Source organism: Nocardioides salsibiostraticola, from assembly GCF_054783655.1.
In genome coordinates, this window is sequence record NZ_BAAGQD010000001.1 from 1 (window position 1) to 17,771 (window position 17,771).

The following is a 17,771-nucleotide window of genomic DNA, read 5'->3' on the forward strand; positions in this document are numbered from 1 at the left end:
AAACGCTACCTCGCACGCGAACTCTTCACCCTGCTCCGCACCGACCTACGCAACCTCCACCAACACCCACAAGCCGCTTGACAGGTCATAGGAGCATCGACTCGGCGTCAGTGTCGACCTTGGAGGGTGACGAACGGGATGAACAACCCGAAGAGGCTGGCGATGGGGAAGGCGAGGAACGGACTCCAACTGCCCACCGAGATGCGGCCCTCCAACATGGTTCCGTCGGTGGCCCTGCGGGCCAGAACCTCGGGGTCCGGAACGCTCAGCGCCAGACCCGTGCGCCACATGATCCACGCCGCGACGACGCTCGTCACCGTCACCGTCACCAGAGCAACCAACTCCCGCTCACGCGTGAGCAGTCCGGTGACCAGTCCCAGCGCCAGGCCGAAGACGGAGGAAAGTACGACGAACCACCCGGTGGCGCTGAAGAAGGTCCGGTAGGCGTCCTCGCTGGTGACCTTCCAGGAGCCTTGAGCCACGACACCGGTAGGCGCGTCCCACACCTGGTGCCAGATCAGCCCCGCCACCGCACCGGCCACCACGAACGCGGCGAGAATGATCGCGGACTGCCGCGCTGAACGCGCCACCGCCGAGCGTGGCGGCGACGCTTCTGCTGTGTGGGTCACCGGAGAAGGATAGGCGCACTTCCCAACCCGCTCCCCCGCCGGTCAGCCCAGAAAGGTCAGCCCAAGCAGCCCGGACCGAGGAGAGCCTTCAGATCGGCGAAGAGGGCTGGACTGGGCGAGACCCGCAACCGATCGTCGAGCCGCATCACCTTGATGTCGGCCCGGGTCAGCAGGCGCAGCCGGACCTCGGTGACCCCGGGGTGCGTGGCCAGGACCTCCTTGAGCTGGTGAACCATCGGGGGTGTGCACCGCGTCGACGGCAGGCTGATCTGGACCGGGCCGGTCGGACCGTCCGACAGATCCGGCACCGTCACCTCCTGACCGTGCAGCTCGGGTTGGTCCTTGCTCCGGCTCAGTCGCCCCTTCACGGTCAAGATGGCGTCGGGGACGAGGTAGGTGCTGGCGAGTTGGTAGGCGCTGGGGAACAGCAGCACGTCGATCGCGCCATCGAGGTCCTCTAGGGTCACCATCGCCCAGGTATCGCCTCTCTTGGTGATCTTGCGCTGCACCGAGGTCACCAGTCCGCTGACGGTGACCGTGGAGTTGTCGGCCCGTTCCTCATCCAGCATCAGGGCACCGATGGTGCAGTCGGTGCCGTTGGCCAGCACGTGCTCGAGACCGAGCAACGGGTGGTCGGAGACGTAGAGGCCGAGCATGTCGCGCTCGTGGCCCAGCAACGTCTGCTTGTCCCACTCGTCGATCTCCGGGATCGCCACGGTGACGCCGAAACCACCGGAGTCGCTCTCGTCGTCGAGGCCGGCGAAGAGGGAGTCCTGGCCGATCGCCTCGTTGCGCTTGATGTCGACGTACTGGTCCACCGCCGTCTCGTGGACCGCAACCAACGCACGGCGGTGGTGTTTGAGGTCGTCGAAGGCGCCTGCCTTGACCAGGGACTCGATGACCCGCTTGTTGCACACCCCGAGCGGAACCTTCTCCAAGAAGTCGTTGAAGTCGAGGTAGCGACCCTTGTCGCCCCGCGCGCCGACGACGCCGTCGACGACGTTGGAGCCGACGTTGCGGATCGCGGTCAGCCCGAAGCGGATGTCGTTGCCGACGGGGGTGAAGTCGTGGGCAGACTCGTTGACGTCGGGTGGGAGCACCTGGATCTTCATGCGGCGACACTCGTTGAGGTAGATCGCCATCTTGTCCTTGTCGTCCTTCACCGAGGTCAACAGGGCAGCCATGTATTCGGGTGCGTAGTGCTGCTTGAGGTAGGCGGTCCAGTAGGAGATCAGGCCGTACGCCGCAGTGTGCGCCTTGTTGAAGGCGTAGTCGGAGAAGGGGACCAGCACGTCCCACAGGGCCTTGATCGCGGCCGGTGAGTAGCCGTTGGCCTTCATGCCGTCCGAGAAGGGGACGTACTCGGCGTCGAGGACCTCCTTCTTCTTCTTGCCCATCGCTCGGCGCAGGAGGTCGGCCTGACCCAGGGTGTAGCCCGCGAGTTTCTGGGCGACCGCCATGACCTGTTCCTGGTAGACGATAAGGCCGTAGGTCTTGCCCAGGATCTCCGAGAGAGGCTCCTCGAGCTCCGCATGGATCGGGGTGCTCTCCTGCTTGCCGTTCTTGCGCAGGGCGTAGTTGGTGTGAGAGTCGACCCCCATCGGTCCCGGTCGATAGAGCGCCAGGACGGCCGAGATGTCCTCGAAGTTGTCGGGTCGCATCAGACGCAGCAGCCCCCGCATGGGGCCACCGTCGAGTTGGAAGACGCCCAGGGTGTTGCCGGTGCCGAGCAGTTGATAGGCCGCCGCATCGTCGAGGGTCAGATCCTCCAGGACCAGTTCCTCGTTGCGGTTCGCCGCGATGTTCTTGACCGCATCGTCGAGCACCGTGAGGTTGCGCAACCCCAGGAAGTCCATCTTGATCAGCCCGAGGTTCTCGCAGGTCGGGTAGTCGAGTTGGGTGATCATGGCGCCGTCGGCCGGGCGCTTGAGCATCGGGATGATGTCGACCAGAGGCTCGCTGGACATGATCACGCCCGCCGCGTGCACCCCCCACTGCCGCTTGAGACCCTCGATCCCGATCGCGGTGTCGACGACCTTCTTGACGTCGTTGTCGTTGTCGTAGAGGCCACGGAACTCACCACCCTCGCCGAAACGCTTGTGCTCGGGGTCGAAGATCTGCTGGAGCGGGACGTCCTTGCCCATCACCGCGGCCGGCATGGCCTTGGTGATCCGGTCACCCATCGCGAAGGGATAGTTCAGGATGCGTGCCGAGTCCTTGACGGCCTGCTTGGCCTTGATCGTCCCGTAGGTGACGATGTAGGAGACGCGCTCGTCGCCGTACTTCTCGGTGACGTACTTGATGACCTCGCCACGACGACGCTCGTCGAAGTCGATGTCGAAGTCGGGCATGGAGACCCGGTCGGGGTTGAGGAACCGCTCGAAGATGAGCCCGTGGACCAGGGGGTCCAGGTCGGTGATCCGCATCGCGTAGGCCACCATCGAACCGGCCCCCGAACCACGACCGGGGCCGACCCGGATACCGTTGCTCTTGGCCCAGTTGATGAAGTCGGCGACCACGAGGAAGTAACCGGCGAACCCCATCGAGGTGATCACCCCGGTCTCGAACTCGGCCTGCTTGCGGACCTTCTCCGGGATGCCCTGCGGGTAGCGGACCCGCAGACCGGTCTCGATCTCCTTGACCAGCCAGGAGTCCTCGTTCTCCCCCTCCGGGCAGGGGAAGCGCGGCATATAGGTGCCGCTGCCCTCGGTGAAGGAGACATCGCAGCGTTCGGCGATCAGCAGCGTGTTGTCGCAGGCTTCGCGCAGGTCGTACTTGCCCACCCACAGGTCGCGCATCTCAGCCGCGGACTTGAGGTAGTAGCCGTCGCCGTTGAAGGCGAACCGCTGCCCGGGGCCGTCACCGGCGGGGATGTCCATCGTGGAGCCGGAGTTGATGCACAGCAGATGCTCCTGGCTGCGAGCGTCCTCCTGCCGGACGTAGTGGGAGTCGTTGGTGGCCAGCAACGGGATCTTCAGATCCGCGGCCAACTTCAAGAGTCCGTCGCGCACCCGGTTCTCGATGTCGAGCCCGTGGTCCATCAGCTCGAGGAAGTAGTTCTCCCGGCCCAAGATGTCCTGGAAGTCCCCTGCCGCCTTGCGCGCCGCGTCGTAGTTGCCGTAGCGCAGGTGGACCTGCACCTCACCGGACGGGCAGCCGGTGGTGCCGATGATGCCCTTGGCGTGCTGGGCCAGGAGTTCCCGGTCGGCTCGGGGCTTCTTGAAGAACCCGTCCGCCCAGGAACCGGTCGAGATCCGGAAGAGGTTGTGCATGCCCTCGGTCGACTCGGACAGCAGAGTCATGTGGGTGTACGCACCACGGGCCGAGACGTCGTCGGACCCGCCGTCGTAGAAGTTCACCCCCTTGCGTTCGAAACGGGAGATGTTCGGCGTGAAGTAGGCCTCGATCCCGATGATCGGCTTCACTCCGGCGGCCTTGGCCTTGGAATAGAACTCATAGGCGCCGAAGACGTTGCCGTGGTCGGTCATGGCCACGGCGGGCATGCCGAGTTCCGCCGCTCGTTCGGTCAGGTCGCCGAGGCGGGCGGCACCGTCGAGCATGGAGTACTCGGTGTGGACGTGCAGGTGGACGAAGTTGTCCGTGGAGCCGGGTGATCCGATCGACATCGTGCGGGGCGCTCCTGTGGGTGAGACCGGGGTTGAGCAGGCGGGCAGGCAGCATCTTCCACGGCTGATGAGCCGTTGATACCGGTCGATATCGGTCGATCCTGGGGGAAGGACCACTAGCCTACGCGACCGGTGACCCCGATCCTGGCAGTCGGCACCGACATCGACCAGGGCTGGTCCACCACTTCGGCGTTCGGGTCAGAACGGAGCCTCCCCCGCCGCCAGGCGACGCGCAACGCCTCGATGCACCCGGTCGAACGGAGCCTGCCGCACGGCCCGCGGGGCTCGTCGCACCACGCTCGCGAAACGGCCGGTGAGCCGGTCGAAGCGCGCCTGGTCGTTGGCCGACCACGACCACTGCATCTGCTCCCGGATCGGTGGTGGCAGGAACCCGGTGGTCAGCCAGGTTCTTCGCTCCCCCACCGCCGAGGCGACCCGGGGGCCGGCGTACTCCATGCGCACCACCCGGCGCAGGTAGTCGCGGACGTGCGCGTCGATGGTGACCTCGGTCAACCCCGCTCGCCAGTAGCGCGCCAACTCGGATCGGTCTGAGGGCCACTGGGCCACGGGGACCTGCAGCATCGATCCGAGGACGACCCCCTCTCGCAGGAAAGCGGGCTGCAGCGCACCCAGGTCGCCCCACACAGCGAGATGCGCCTCCTCCAGCCCGTGGAACAGACAGGTCGCAACCCACCGCTGCAGTTCGGGATCGAACGCGCCCGGGACCTGGGCGTGGGAGCGGTTGGTCGCCCGGCGGTACGACGCGCGCTCGGTCGGGGTGCCCCTGGTGGCGATCGCGAGGTAGCCGATCGTGCTGCGCAACCGACGGCGTGGGTCGTCGAAGAGGCGGGCCCCCTCGACCTGACTGTCGGCCACGGCGTACCCGATCTCGGGCCGGGAGAGCTGCATCACCACATTGGCCGCCCCGCTCAGTGCCAGGTAAGCGGTGGCCGCCCTGGCCAGGAGCGGAGTCGGCATCTGATCGATGCTCGACCGCTCAGTCGTCACGGTCCCCCGGGCCCGAGTCGCTCAGACTTCCCAACGACTCGGTGATGATCACATCCATGATCCGTTGCACCCTCTCCTCGCCGAGGGCGGGAGCGCGGCGGGCCACCCCGGCGGCGATCTCCCGTTCCCGCGCCGCATCTCGTCCCGGCGAGACCTTGTAGGGCTGCACCGCCCGGGTCAAGGCAGCCCGGCGGGCGAGCAGGTCACCGAGTTGCTCGTCGACCTCGTCGATGCTTCGGCGCAGGAAGTTCAGCGGGTTCCCGCCGGGCCACGCCATCCTCACATCCGGGGCTGCCTCCGGATTGGCTGAGCCGTCGGTCTCCTCCAGATCGATGAGCCCGTGGGCGCGATAGAACGACCGCGCACGGCGGTTGGTGACGAACACCCACAGCGCGAATCCGGCGGGGCGACGCATCTTGGCGATGTCGAGCAACGCAGACCCCACCCCGACGCGCTGTGCGTCGGGTTCGACGTAGAGACCCTCGAGCCAGTCGCCGTCCATGACCAGTTGACCGATCATCCGTCCATCGGCCTCGGCCACCCAGACCTCTCGACGGTTCAGGTCCCAGGATTCGAAGTGCGCGCGGACGTCGTCGACGGTGTACGCGCCCGGGGGCATCTGCGGCACGGAGGCCGCACGCACCCGCACGAACTGTTCGGCCATGGCCGAGAGATCCTGCCGCCCGCCGGGGCGGAGGGTGAACTCTTCAGTTGGCATCTCGAATGGCCTCGAGCGCGTGGGCGAGGTCCTCGGGGTAGGTCGATTCGTACTCGACGTAGGACCCGGTGTCCGGATGCTCGAAGCCCAGACGGACCGCGTGCAACCACTGCCGCTCGAGCTTCAGTCGGCGCGACAGGGACGGGTCGGCGCCGTAGGTCAGGTCGCCGACGCAGGGGTGTTTCAACGCCGACATGTGCACCCGGATCTGGTGGGTCCTGCCGGTCTCCAGTCGCACCTCGAGCAGGCTCGCGAAGCGGTGGGCCTCGAGCGTCTCGTAGTGCGTGACGCTCTCACGGCCACCGTCGAGTACGGCGAACCTGTAGTCAGCCCCGGGGTGACGGGCGATCGGAGCGTCGATGGTGCCTTCGTGCGGGTCCGGATGGCCCTGAACCAGCGCGTGGTAGGTCTTGGTGACCGTGCGGTTGCGAAAGGCGTTCTTCAGCACGGAGTAGGCGCGCTCACCCTTGCAGATGACCATCACCCCGGAGGTGCCGACGTCGAGGCGTTGCACGATCCCCTGTCGTTCCGAGGCGCCGCTGCTCGCGATCTGGAATCCGGCCCCGGCGAGGTGGCCGACCACCGTGGGCCCCTTCCAACCGGGAGAAGGATGGACGGCGACACCGACCGGCTTGTCGATCACTACGATCGAGTCGTCGTCGTGGATGATCTTGATGCCCTCGACGAGCTCGGGGACGACGATCAGCGGGTCGACCTCCACGGGGATGGTCACCTCGATCTGTGCCCCGGGGAGCACCCGTTCGCTCTTGCTGACCGTCGAGGTGTCGACCTGCACGAGCCCGCGGGCGATGAGGTCAGCGGCCCGGGTGCGCGACAGGCCGAACATCTGGGCCATCGCCGCGTCCACGCGCTCGCCGGCCAGACCCTCCGGAACGTGCAGACTGCGATGCTCGACGGTTCCCGATTCACTCACGATGTGGCCTCCGGGTCTCGCGACGAATCGCTGTTTCGTTCGGGGTCGCGGGTGCCGTCGAGGCGGATGCCGCGGAACGCCTGCAGCAGGATCAGCCCCGCACCCACGTTGATACAGATGTCTGCCACGTTGAAGATCGGCCAATTGGGCAGCATCAGGAAGTCGATCACCTCACCGCGAAAGGGACCGGGTGCCCGGAACATCCGGTCGGTGAGGTTCCCGGTGATCCCCGCAAGGAGGAATCCCAGGGCCAGGGCCCAGGCGAGGCTGCCGATGCGTCGGCTGAACCACAGCACCGCGAGCGATGCGACGATCGCGATGAAGGTGATCACCACGGTGTACTCGACTCCCGCGTTGAAGGCCGCCCCGGGGTTGCGGGCCAGCCGCAGCGTCAGAACGTCCCCGATGACCGACACATCGCCACGACCCGCCAGGCGATCGGCGGCCACGATCTTGGACACCACATCTGTGGTGTACATGACCAGGGCGACCCCCGCGAAGATGACTCGGAGGCGCATCACGCTCGGGGCGCCGCCCGACGAGATCCGCTCTAGCGACGTTCTTCCCGCTGCTTGCATGACATGCACAGTGTCGCACGCGGAAAGGCCATCAACCGCATCTTGCCGATGGCGTGACCACAGGACTCGCAGACCCCGTAACTGCCGTCGTCGATGCGGGTCAGCGCCCGGTCGATCTGGGCCACCTTGTCGCGTTCGTTGGCCAGGACGGTCAGTTCGTAGTCACGTTCGAAACTGGTCGCGCCCATGTCGGCCTGATCGTGCCCGGCGCCGTCGCCGGCGTCACGCATGAGCCCGTCGAGTTCCCGCTCCTGGGCGGTGACGATCTCGCTGGCGTGAACTCGGTCCTTGTTCAACTCATCGAGGACCTCGGCCAGTTCCGCCTTCGTCCAGTCGTCCTCGCCCTCCTTGACGACCAGTGCGCTCAGCGCAGCCTTCTTGGCGGGAGCGTTCTTCTTCACGGGCGTGGCTTTCTTGGTGGGCTCGAACTTCTTGGCTGGGGTTGTCTTTTTGGCTGGGGTTGTCTTCTTCGCTGGGGCTGTTTTTTTGGCCGGGGCTGCCTTCTTGGCCGGGGCTGCCTTCTTCGCGGGGGCCGCCTTCTTCGCGGGGGCCGCCTTCTTGGCCGGGGCCGCCTTCTTGGCCGGGGCCGCCTTCTTGGCCGGGGCCGCCTTCTTGGCCGGGGCCGCCTTCTTCGCCGGGGCCGCCTTCTTCGCGGGGGCCGCCTTCTTCGCGGGGGCCGCCTTCTTCGCTGGGGCTGCCTTCTTGGCCGGGGCCGCCTTCTTGGCCGGGGCCGCCTTCTTCGCGGGGGCCGCCTTCTTCGCGGGGGCCGCCTTCTTCGCGGGGGCCGCCTTCTTGGCCGGAGCCGCCTTCTTGGAACCTCGTGAAATCAACTTGCGCGCGCCGGACGCGGCGTCGGCCAGTGACTTCCTGGTACTGCGAGCCATGAAGGTGGAGCCTCTCGTCATTCGTGACCGCGGGTGAGTCACGGGCTGAGCGGAGGGTAGCCCGGCAGCCGTGGCCACTCAAAGAGGCGCACCGCAAACCACCCACTGGGGTGAGGACGACAACGGCGGCCGATCCCAGGGGATCGACCGCCGTCAACGTGCTTATCGGAGCTTCTACTGACCCTCGTCCTCGCCGAGGATCGAGCGCAGCCGCTTGGGAGCCGGCGGCTCCTCGGTGGGAGCACCCGCCTCGTCCGAGGCACCGTTGTCCAGGGCCTCGAGCTGCTGGGAGAAGTAGCTCTTCAGACGCGAGCGGTACTCGCGCTCGAAGGACCGCAGGTTGTCCACGTCGGCGCTGAGCTTGTCGCGCTCCTTCTCCAGATCACCGAACAGCTGCGTACGACGCTCGGCGGTCTCGGAGTCCAGCATCTGCGCACGGGTGCGAGCGTCGGACTCGACCCGATCGGCCTTGCTCTTGGACTCGCTCTCGAGGCGCTCGGCCTTGGTGCGGGCCTCGCCCACGATCTTGTCGGCCTCGTTCTTGGCCTCGTCGACGAGTTCGTCGGCGTTGCGCGTGGCCAACTCGAGCAGCCGAGCGGCAGCGTTGGAGGCCTGCGGGACGGTCTCGACCCGGATGGTCTCGGGTGCTGCTGCCGGTGCGGCTGCGGCCGCCACGACCGGAGCGGGCTCCGGCTCGGGCGTCGGCTCGGGGGCCTTCTTCTCCACCACGGGAGTGGCCGCCGTGACGGGCTCGCTCGCGGACGGAGAGTCGGACTGTGCAGCCGAGAGCTTCGAGCGCAGATCGTCGTTGTCCTTGGTCAGTCGAGCCAGTTCGGCCTCGACCTCGTCGAGGAACTGGTCGACCTCACCCATGTCGTAGCCCTCACGGAGCCGGACCGGAGTAAATCGCTTGTTACTCACGTCCTCAGGCGTCAGCGGCATGACCTCACCCAATTCATTGTTTGTTTCGCTGGACTTTTTGGTTGGTTGTCGTTCTGGGTCGTGCGCGGCCCGTTGGGCGAACCATAGCGGTTCACTTGGGGCAGGTGTGACGCACCGGTCAGAAGTGACCCGCCGATGAACGTGGTTCAGACGAATCCGCTGACGATGCTGGCTAGAACATATGCGGTGACCATCACCAGAATAAAGCTCAGGTCGAGTGCGAAGTTTCCCAGCCGCAGCGGCGGGATGACCTTCCGCAGTGCCTTGATCGGTGGATCGGTCCCCGAGTACACGACTTCGAGACCCACGAGCAGGGGTCCCGTGGGACTCCAGGAACGGGCGAAGACCTGCACCCAGTCCACGATGAAGCGGATCCACATGAAGCCGATGAAGATCCAGATCAGCAGGAGGAGGATCTGGGCAACTATTTGCAACTCACACTCAGCTCTGGTTGAAGAAACCGCTTCCTGCGATCCGTTCCTTGTCCTCGGCGGCGACCGTGACGTTGGGCGGAGAAAGCAGGAACACCTTGTTGGTGACGCGTTCGATAGTGCCACGGGTGGCAAAAACGAGTCCGGCGGCGAAGTCCACCAAGCGCTTGGCGTCCGCGTCGTCCATCTCCGAGAGGTTCATGATGACCGGCACACCGTCTCGGAAGTTCTCCCCGACGGTGCGGGCCTCGTTGTAGGTGCGGGGGTGCAACGTGGTGATTCGCGACAACTCGGCCACAACTCCTTGCGGTCCACTGACCGGCGGCATCGGGCGGCGGCGTTCGCTGAGATCCGCCACGGGTGCGGGCCTGGCTTCGGCTCCGACCGGAGCCGCAGCGGGACGAGGGCCTCGACGCGGCGCGGCCGCAACCGGAGCCGTCTCGCCGGCGGGGTGGTCCTCACCCTCGTAGCCGTACTCGTCGTCGTAGCGACCGGTGTCCTCCAGCAGACCGAGATACTCACCGATTCTGCGCATCGAACCGCTCATGACTGCAACCTCTCGAACTCACTGCACCCCGGCTGGAGTGCCTATTGACTCTGTTCGGACCCTACTGGACCGAGGGCCTCGATCCGAGGACCGCGGAGCCCACGCGCACGTGTGTCGCGCCGATCTTGATCGCCGCCTCCAGATCTCCGCTCATCCCTGCCGAGAGCCAATCGGCGCCGGGGTGGGTCTCCAGCCATTCGGTGCGGATCGGCGCCAACCGGGAGAAGGCCTCATCGGGGTCCTCGCCCAAGGGGGCCACCGCCATGAGGCCCCGCAGGTGGAGCGTGTCGTGATCGACCACGTCGCGGGCCAAGGAGAGAAGGGCGTCGGGCGCCACTCCGCTGCGCGAGGTCGCGTCCGGACCGTCCAGGCTGACCTGGATCAGGACATCGAGGCTCTCGCGCCCTGCTCGCTGCGCACCACTGACGAGGCCACTGAGCAACTTGCGACGATCCACCGATTGCACCACGTCTGCGTAGGCCGCCACCGCCGCCGCCTTGTTGCTCTGGAGGCCACCGATGTAGTGCCACCGTAGATCCAGGTCTGCGCACTCCTGGGCCTTGGCCTCGGCCTCCTGATGGCGGTTCTCCCCCACGTCGGTGACCCCGAGGTCGGCCAGGATGCGCACATCCGAGGCGGGGAAGAACTTGGTGACGACCACCAGGCTCACCTCGCTGGTCGCCCGGTCGGCGGCGGCGCAGGCTCTCTCGATCCGGTCGGTGACCTGGGCCAGTCGATCGCGGAGTTCTTCGCTGCGCTCGGTCATGAGAGCCACACCAATCCGGCGACCCGGCCGGACTGACCGGCGTCGCGACGGTAGGAGTGCAGGTGCGAATCTTCCATCGTGCAACCTCCGGTGAAGTGGACCTCGACCTCGTGGTCGGTGAGTTGGGCCAGAACCCCGGCTCCCAGATCGAGCGACGGCGTCCCTGCCCGGGTGGTGGCCCTGGTCTGCGGGACCACCCGACCGACGTCATCACGCATCGCTTCGGGGACTTCGTAACAGCTTCCACACACGTGCGGACCCACCCAGGCCACGAGGTTCTTCGCCCCGTGGGACCGCATGGTGGTCACGGCGGTCGAGATGATGTCGGCCGCCACCCCTGCTCGGCCGGCGTGCACGGCGCCCACCACGCCGGTGCCGACGTCGGCCAGGAGGATCGGGACGCAGTCGGCGACCCGGACCATCAGGCCGACCCCGGGGCGGGTGGTGACCAGTCCGTCAGCGGTGGCCACCGACTCGTGAGGTCCGCCCGAGGGCTCCTCTACGACCAGGATCTCGGCTCCGTGGATCTGGTTCATCCGCGCGAATCGGACACCGCACGCAGCTTCGACGCTTGCTAGGTCCGCGGGGAACGATGCACCCAGCCCCTGCAGGTCGAGGGAGGAATCAGTGAAGGCGACGTCCACGCGGACGTCGCCCTCACGAGAGTCGCGATAGTGGAACACGCGCCTACTTCAAGAAGTCCGGCACGTCGAGCTCGTCCTCGTCGTACTGCGGCAGCCGGGGAGCCGGACGAGGCGTCGACGGTGCGGGGGCAGCCGGGCGGACCGGAGCGGGGGACGGGGATGCCTCGACCGGACGCGGTCGAGGGGTCGACGCGACCGGCTCGGGCTGACGCTCCGGACGGGCGGGGGTGGACGCGACCGCGGCACGGGTCTCGGCCTGGGTCTGCTGGGGCTTGCTGTCGCGACGCAGGGCGCTGCCCTCCTCACGTCGCTTGGGGGTGCCGCCGTCGAAACCGGCCGCGATCACGGTGACCCGCACCTCGTCGCCCAACGCGTCGTCGATGGTGGCGCCGAAGATGATGTTGGCCTCGGGGTGCACGGCGTCGGCCACCAGCGCGGCAGCCTCGTTGATCTCGAAGAGACCGAGGTCGGAACCACCGGCGATCGAGAGCAGCACTCCGTGGGCGCCGTCGATGGACGCCTCGAGCAGCGGGCTGGACACCGCCATCTCGGCAGCGGAGACCGACCGGTCGTCACCTCGCGCAGAGCCGATGCCCATCAGGGCGGACCCGGCGTTGGCCATGACCGACTTGACGTCGGCGAAGTCGAGGTTGATCAGGCCCGGGGTCGTGATGAGGTCGGTGATGCCCGAGACGCCCTGGAGCAGCACCTGGTCGGCCTGCTTGAAGGCGTCGAGCACCGAGACGCTGCGGTCGCTGATGGACAGCAGACGGTCGTTCGGGATGACGATGAGGGTGTCGACCTCTTCGCGAAGCTGGGCGATGCCCTCTTCGGCGGAGTTCGCGCGGCGACGACCCTCGAAGGCGAACGGTCGGGTGACGACACCGATGGTCAGCGCCCCGAGGGAACGGGCGATCCGGGCGACGACGGGGGCGCCACCGGTGCCGGTTCCGCCCCCCTCTCCGGCGGTCACGAAGACCATGTCGGCGCCCTTGATGACCTCTTCGATCTCGTCGGCGTGATCCTCGGCGGCCTGCCCGCCCACGTCCGGGTTGGCTCCGGCGCCGAGCCCGCGGGTGAGTTCGCGCCCGATGTCGAGCTTGACGTCGGCGTCACTCATCAGCAGCGCTTGGGCGTCGGTGTTGATGGCGATGAACTCGACACCCTTCAGGCCGACCTCGATCATCCGGTTGACGGCGTTGACCCCGCCTCCGCCGATGCCCACGACCTTGATGATGGCCAGGTAGTTCTGTGCAGCTGCCATGGCGGCTTCACCTCTCGTATTGGTTCGTGATGTTCGTCTTAGGCGGGGAAGTGAGAGATCCCAGAACCCTGACCCTCAGGCTGAGGGTTATAGTTATGTCAACCTCTGCGTGAAGAAGACAGTAGGTAGCCGCCCGTCGTCGATGGCGCAGACACGCCGTGGGTCGCCACCAATTTCGGGGCGAGAGCGACTCGCGTGAGAGCGAGCCGGATCAAAGCGGGTCAGCCGCTGATGGTGGGCTGCTCTGGCACCGTGACGTCGTACACGGCCGCCTCCTGGCCGAGCAGTGCCTCGAGCACACTCGCCTTCTGACTCGAGCGCTCCGCACTCCCCCACCGGACGGTGCGACCGTCCTGCAGGTTGAGGCTGATCGTGTCGATGCTGTCGACCCGCACGAAATCCACCAGAGCGCGCAGACCGGTGGGCAGGGCCACCACCACCGAGGCGACCTCGGCGAGAGCCTCCGAGCCCGTACCGATCGAGGTTTCGATCAGCGGCAACCCCGGGGGTGGGCGACGGTAGGACGCGAACACGACGCCCTCACGGTCCAGCGCCTGGAGTCGTCCACCGATGGACACGACCGCGACCGGCTCTCGCTCTGAGACCGACACCGCCAGGGTGTTCGGCCACTGACGCGAGACCTCGACGGAACGCACCCGTGCAAGAGAGGAGACCCGTAGTTCGATGGCCGACAGATCGGTGGTGGCCAAGGGTTCGCCGAGGGGCACCTCGGCGGCGTCGAGGACCTCGTCGTCGCTCAACTCCTGCGACCCGGTGATCTTCACCTTCTCCACCGCCAGGCGATCAGAGAAGTAGACGGTGTGCACGATGCCGACCACGACGAGGAGGACCACCAGTAGCGCCAGCAGTCGGCGCCAGGCGAGCCACCGCCGGGTCCATTGGCGACGCGCGAACCGTCGGCGGCTGCTCAAAGTGGCCCGGTCGGGCGCCTCCTGGCCACGAGGAGGCTTGGTGAGTTGGGTGCCGGAGGACCCACCTTGACGGTCAGCCATCACGTCCCTCGGCGATGGTGAGGAGTTCGAGCACCTGGGGGGCGATCTCGGTGACGTTGCCGGCGCCGAGGGTGAGCACGACATCTCCGGATCGAGCCACGCTGATCGCACGAGAGGGAGCCTGGGTGAGGTCGGGGACGTAGTGAACCCGTTCCGCCGGTAGGGGGACGGCCTCCGCGACCAGGGCGCCGGTGACCTCGGGGTCGGGATCCTCACGGGCCAGGTAGACGTCGAGAACCACGACCTCGTCTGCTGCGGCGAGAGCACGGCCCATCTCGACGGCGAAGATCCTGGTCCGGGAGACCAGGTGCGGTTGGAAGATGACCACCAACCTGCCCGAGCCGGCGACGGCGCGGGCAGCGGCGAGGTCTCCGGCGATCTCGACGGGGTGGTGGGCGTAGCTGTCGTAGACGCGGACCCCGCTCGCGGCGCCCTTGGCCTCCATTCGTCGGCGGGTCCCCGCGAAGGACTCCAGGCCGGCTCGCAGCTCGTCGAAGTCGTGACCGAGACGCAGACCCACCGTCAGTGCGGCCAAGGCATCCAGAACGTAGTGGCGTCCGGGGATCTTCAGGGTGATCCGTCCGAGCTCCACCCCGTTGTCCACCACCGTGAAGGACGAGGTCTCACCCGCGAAGGCCAGGTCGATGGCGCGGACCTCCGAGGCTGCGTCCTCACCCACCGAGTGCACGGTCAGACCTCGTTCCTCGGCCACCCGGACCAGCCGGCCCGCTCCCGGGTCATCGGCGATGCAGACCAGGAAACCCGAGGGATCGATCCGGCTGACGAACTCGTCGAAACCCGCGGTGTAGGCCTCTTCGGTCCCCCACTGGTCGAGGTGATCGGCATCGACGTTCGTCACGATCGCGGCGAACGGCTCGTAGACCAGGAAGGCGCCGTCACTCTCGTCGGCCTCCGCGACGAACAACGGGCCGGAACCCGCGTCGGCGTTGAGTCCGGTCGCGGTGAGGACACCGCCGATGGCGTACGTCGGATCGGCCGAGGTGGCCAGCAGTGCGGTGGTGAGCAGGGACGTGGTGGTGGTCTTGCCGTGGGTGCCGGCGACCGCGATGACTCGTTGGTCGTCCATCACCGACTTCAGACCGGCCGAGCGGGGCAGGATGCGCAGTCCGCGGGCACGCGCCTCGAGGACCTCGGGGTTGTCCTCCCTCGCCGCGGTGGTGACCACCACGCTGTCCGCATCGCCGAGATGAGCGGCGTCGTACCCGAGGTGGCAGGTGATGCCCCGCTCGCGCAGCGACGGGAGAAACGGCGTGTCCTGGTCGTCGCTCCCGCTGACCTGGATGCCTCGGGCGGACATGATCCGGGCGATGCCGGACAGCGCTCCCCCGCCGATGCCCACGAAGTGGACCCGGCCCAGATCCGTGGCGGTGGGGATGTGTTCGGGGACGGGAATCCTCACTGGGCACCTCCGGAGTGGGGAGCCCCGGCCGCCTCACGAACGATCCGCGCGAGCGCGTCGTCGGCGTCGCGGGGAATCCGACCTGCCGCCGCCTGACTCATGGCTTGCAGGCGCTCGGCATCGTGCAGGAGGGGTGGGACGTGGGCGATCACCCAGGCCGGGGTGAGATCTGCGTCATCGACGAGCAGCGCCCCACCGACCTCGACAACCGGCTTGGCGTTCTGGGCCTGCTCGCCGTTGCCGATGGGAAGGGGCACGAAGATCGCGGGCACGCCGCTGGCCGCCGCCTCGGTGACGCTCGAGGCCCCGGCGCGACAGATCATCAGGTCGGCCGCGGCCAGGGCGAGGTCCATCCGGTCGACGAAACGCTCGACCACGTAGGGCCCCGCGCCCGGGGGCACCTGTGGATCGGCCTCGCCCTTCGGACCGATCACGTGCAACACCTGAGCCCCGGATCCGATCAGCTCGGCCGCGGCTCCGCTCACGGCCTGGTTCAGTCGGCGGGCGCCCTGCGAACCCCCGGTGACGACGAGCGTGGGTCGGTGCGCATCGAGACCGAAGTGCGCCAGCGCCTCTGCTCGCGAGGCCTGACGATCCAGGGTGGAGATCATCCGCCGGATCGGCAGCCCGACATACTCGGCCTTGCGCAGCGGGGTGTCGGGGAAGCTGACCGCGACCCGGGTGGCCACCCGAGCCCCGACCCTGTTGGCCAGACCCGGCAGGGCGTTCTGCTCGTGCACGACCACCGGGATGCGTCGACGACGTGCTGCGAGGTAAGCGGGCATCGAGACGTAACCGCCGTAACCGACCACCACATCCGGCTTCACCCGGTCCAGGATGGCCAACGTCTCGCGCACCGCTCCGCGCAGGCGAGCCGGGACCCGGAGCAGATCCATGCCGGGCTTACGGGGAAGAGGCACCGGAGGCACGAGTTCGAGGTCGTATCCCGCCTCGGGGACGACTCGGTTCTCGAGGCCACGCGGAGTCCCCAGGCAGGTGATCTGGACGTCCGGGTCGAACCGGCGAAGAGCGTCGGCCGTCGCGAGCAGCGGCGAGGTGTGACCGGCCGTTCCACCGCCGGCCAGGAGGACCTTCATCGGGCCTGGGTTCATGGGGTTTGGGCTCATCGAACACGCACGGGTTTACGGGTGCGCTTGCGCGCAGCCAGCGCCCGGGCCGCTTCGGGCTCACGGCGCGCGAAACCCACCAGCAGACCGAGCGCGGCGAGGGTCGGGAGCAGACTGGAACCGCCGTAGGAGATCAGCGGCAACGGGATGCCGATCACCGGCAGTAGGGCGAGCACCATGCCGACGTTGATGATCATCTGGCCCATCAGCCAGATGATGATCCCGAAGCTGGCGTACCGGACGAACGGGTCGGCGGTCTCGCGGGCGATCCGCAGTGCGGCGTAGGTGATCGAGGCGAACAGCCCCAACACGAGCAGAGTGCCCACCAGTCCCAGTTCCTCACCCAGGACGGCGAAGATGAAGTCGGTGTGTGCCTCCGGCAGCGTGCCCCACTTCTGTTGACTGGCGCCGATGCCCTGACCGAAGATGCCGCCGCTGGCCAGCGCGTACAGACCGTGGGCCGGTTGCCACCCGGTGCCCTCGAAGTCCTTGAACGGGTCGACGAAGGTGGTGATGCGGGAGAAGCGTTCACGGTCCGCGGTGGCCAGGGCGAAGACGCCGACGCTGACCACCGAGGTGGCCAGGACGAAGAACCGCATCGGTGCCCCGACGACCCAGAGCATCCCGATGAGGATGGCGAAGAACACCAGTGCCGTGCCGAGGTCGCGCCCCAGGATGACCAGGCCGGTGGCGAGCAACATACCGGGCACCACCGGAACCACGATCTGGTGCAGGCTGGACAGACGACGGTCCTTGTTGGCGTAGATGTGAGCCGCCCAGATCACCAACGACAACTTCGCGATCTCACTGGGTTGGATCACGACGGGACCCAACTTGAGCCAGTTCGTGTTGCCGTTGATCTCGACGCCGAACTGTGCCGTGGCGATGAGCAGCAGCACCGAGATGGAGAAGGCCGGGTAGGCCAGTCGCCGGATCCACCGGTGCGGGATCCGACTCGCGATCAGGGCGGCAGGAAGTCCGATGACGACCCAGATCAACTGTCGTTCCACGACGGCGAAGGAGTTACCGTCGTTCTCCTTGAAGGAGTAGACGCTGGACGCACTCAGCACCATGATCAAACCGATGGTCAACAGCATCAGTGCCGACCCGAGCAGGACGTAGTACGTCGTGAGGGGCCGGTCCAGCACCCCACGCACGGTTGCCGTCAGACCACGGATCGGTCGCACCGCCGACGCTACGGCCACCGGGGGTGCCTGCTCCGGGTGCACGGTGGTCATCG

General features: G+C 67.3%; 17 protein-coding genes. All 17 read right to left on the reverse strand.

Features of this window, described 5'->3' with window-relative positions; genetic code table 11:
• Positions 1-107 precede the first annotated feature (107 nt).
• The 17 genes from ACYVLV_RS00005 to ftsW all read right to left on the reverse strand — a co-directional run bounded on the left by ACYVLV_RS00005 (position 108) and on the right by ftsW (position 17,769).
• Positions 108-629 carry a hypothetical protein gene (locus tag ACYVLV_RS00005; RefSeq protein WP_460806587.1) on the reverse strand — a complete coding sequence of 174 codons (522 nt, stop codon included), beginning with the start codon at positions 627-629 and terminating at the stop codon, positions 108-110.
• Positions 630-685: 56 nt separating this feature from the next.
• Positions 686-4,255: a DNA polymerase III subunit alpha gene (dnaE, locus tag ACYVLV_RS00010; protein WP_460806589.1), complete on the reverse strand. Its 3,570-nt coding sequence runs from the start codon at positions 4,253-4,255 to the stop codon at positions 686-688.
• A gap of 198 nt (positions 4,256-4,453) precedes the next feature.
• Positions 4,454-5,233 (reverse strand): oxygenase MpaB family protein, encoded by a 780-nt coding sequence (locus ACYVLV_RS00015; RefSeq protein WP_460806591.1) that lies wholly within the window; start codon positions 5,231-5,233, stop codon positions 4,454-4,456.
• Positions 5,234-5,252: 19 nt separating this feature from the next.
• Positions 5,253-5,981: a GNAT family N-acetyltransferase gene (locus ACYVLV_RS00020; protein ID WP_460806593.1), complete on the reverse strand. Its 729-nt coding sequence runs from the start codon at positions 5,979-5,981 to the stop codon at positions 5,253-5,255.
• Positions 5,971-6,915, reverse strand: coding sequence for an RluA family pseudouridine synthase (locus tag ACYVLV_RS00025; RefSeq protein ID WP_460806595.1), 945 nt, complete (start codon positions 6,913-6,915; stop codon positions 5,971-5,973). The genes ACYVLV_RS00020 and ACYVLV_RS00025 overlap by 11 nt, the downstream gene beginning before the upstream one ends.
• The gene (gene lspA, locus ACYVLV_RS00030; protein ID WP_460807384.1) at positions 6,912-7,433 is read right to left on the reverse strand and encodes a signal peptidase II; all 522 of its coding nucleotides are present in this window, start codon (positions 7,431-7,433) and stop codon (positions 6,912-6,914) included. Before lspA ends, ACYVLV_RS00025 begins: the two co-directional genes overlap by 4 nt.
• A 32-nt stretch (positions 7,434-7,465) precedes the next feature.
• Positions 7,466-8,377 carry a TraR/DksA family transcriptional regulator gene (locus ACYVLV_RS00035; RefSeq protein WP_460806597.1) on the reverse strand — a complete coding sequence of 304 codons (912 nt, stop codon included), beginning with the start codon at positions 8,375-8,377 and terminating at the stop codon, positions 7,466-7,468.
• 174 nt (positions 8,378-8,551) lie between these two features.
• Positions 8,552-9,319, reverse strand: a complete 768-nt coding sequence (locus tag ACYVLV_RS00040) for a DivIVA domain-containing protein (RefSeq protein ID WP_460806598.1) — start codon at positions 9,317-9,319, stop codon at positions 8,552-8,554.
• A 146-nt stretch (positions 9,320-9,465) separates the two neighbouring features.
• Positions 9,466-9,753, reverse strand: coding sequence for a YggT family protein (locus ACYVLV_RS00045; RefSeq protein WP_460806599.1), 288 nt, complete (start codon positions 9,751-9,753; stop codon positions 9,466-9,468).
• Positions 9,754-9,760: 7 nt separating this feature from the next.
• Positions 9,761-10,297 (reverse strand): cell division protein SepF, encoded by a 537-nt coding sequence (locus ACYVLV_RS00050; RefSeq protein WP_460806601.1) that lies wholly within the window; start codon positions 10,295-10,297, stop codon positions 9,761-9,763.
• 61 nt (positions 10,298-10,358) lie between these two features.
• On the reverse strand, positions 10,359-11,063 hold the full coding sequence (locus ACYVLV_RS00055; protein ID WP_460806603.1) for a YggS family pyridoxal phosphate-dependent enzyme: 705 nt from the start codon (positions 11,061-11,063) through the stop codon (positions 10,359-10,361).
• Positions 11,060-11,746 (reverse strand): peptidoglycan editing factor PgeF, encoded by a 687-nt coding sequence (pgeF, locus tag ACYVLV_RS00060; protein ID WP_460806604.1) that lies wholly within the window; start codon positions 11,744-11,746, stop codon positions 11,060-11,062. Before pgeF ends, ACYVLV_RS00055 begins: the two co-directional genes overlap by 4 nt.
• A gap of 4 nt (positions 11,747-11,750) precedes the next feature.
• Complete coding sequence (gene ftsZ, locus ACYVLV_RS00065) at positions 11,751-12,971, reverse strand: cell division protein FtsZ (protein ID WP_460806605.1); 1,221 nt, start codon at positions 12,969-12,971, stop codon at positions 11,751-11,753.
• 221 nt (positions 12,972-13,192) lie between these two features.
• On the reverse strand, positions 13,193-13,984 hold the full coding sequence (locus ACYVLV_RS00070) for a cell division protein FtsQ/DivIB (RefSeq protein ID WP_460806607.1): 792 nt from the start codon (positions 13,982-13,984) through the stop codon (positions 13,193-13,195).
• A complete protein-coding gene (gene murC, locus ACYVLV_RS00075; RefSeq protein ID WP_460806609.1) occupies positions 13,977-15,404 on the reverse strand; it encodes a UDP-N-acetylmuramate--L-alanine ligase in 1,428 nt (475 codons plus the stop codon). Before murC ends, ACYVLV_RS00070 begins: the two co-directional genes overlap by 8 nt.
• Positions 15,401-16,501 carry an undecaprenyldiphospho-muramoylpentapeptide beta-N-acetylglucosaminyltransferase gene (murG, locus tag ACYVLV_RS00080; RefSeq protein ID WP_460807386.1) on the reverse strand — a complete coding sequence of 367 codons (1,101 nt, stop codon included), beginning with the start codon at positions 16,499-16,501 and terminating at the stop codon, positions 15,401-15,403. Before murG ends, murC begins: the two co-directional genes overlap by 4 nt.
• 26 nt (positions 16,502-16,527) lie before the next feature.
• Positions 16,528-17,769: a putative lipid II flippase FtsW gene (gene ftsW, locus ACYVLV_RS00085; RefSeq protein WP_460806611.1), complete on the reverse strand. Its 1,242-nt coding sequence runs from the start codon at positions 17,767-17,769 to the stop codon at positions 16,528-16,530.
• Positions 17,770-17,771 lie beyond the last annotated feature (2 nt).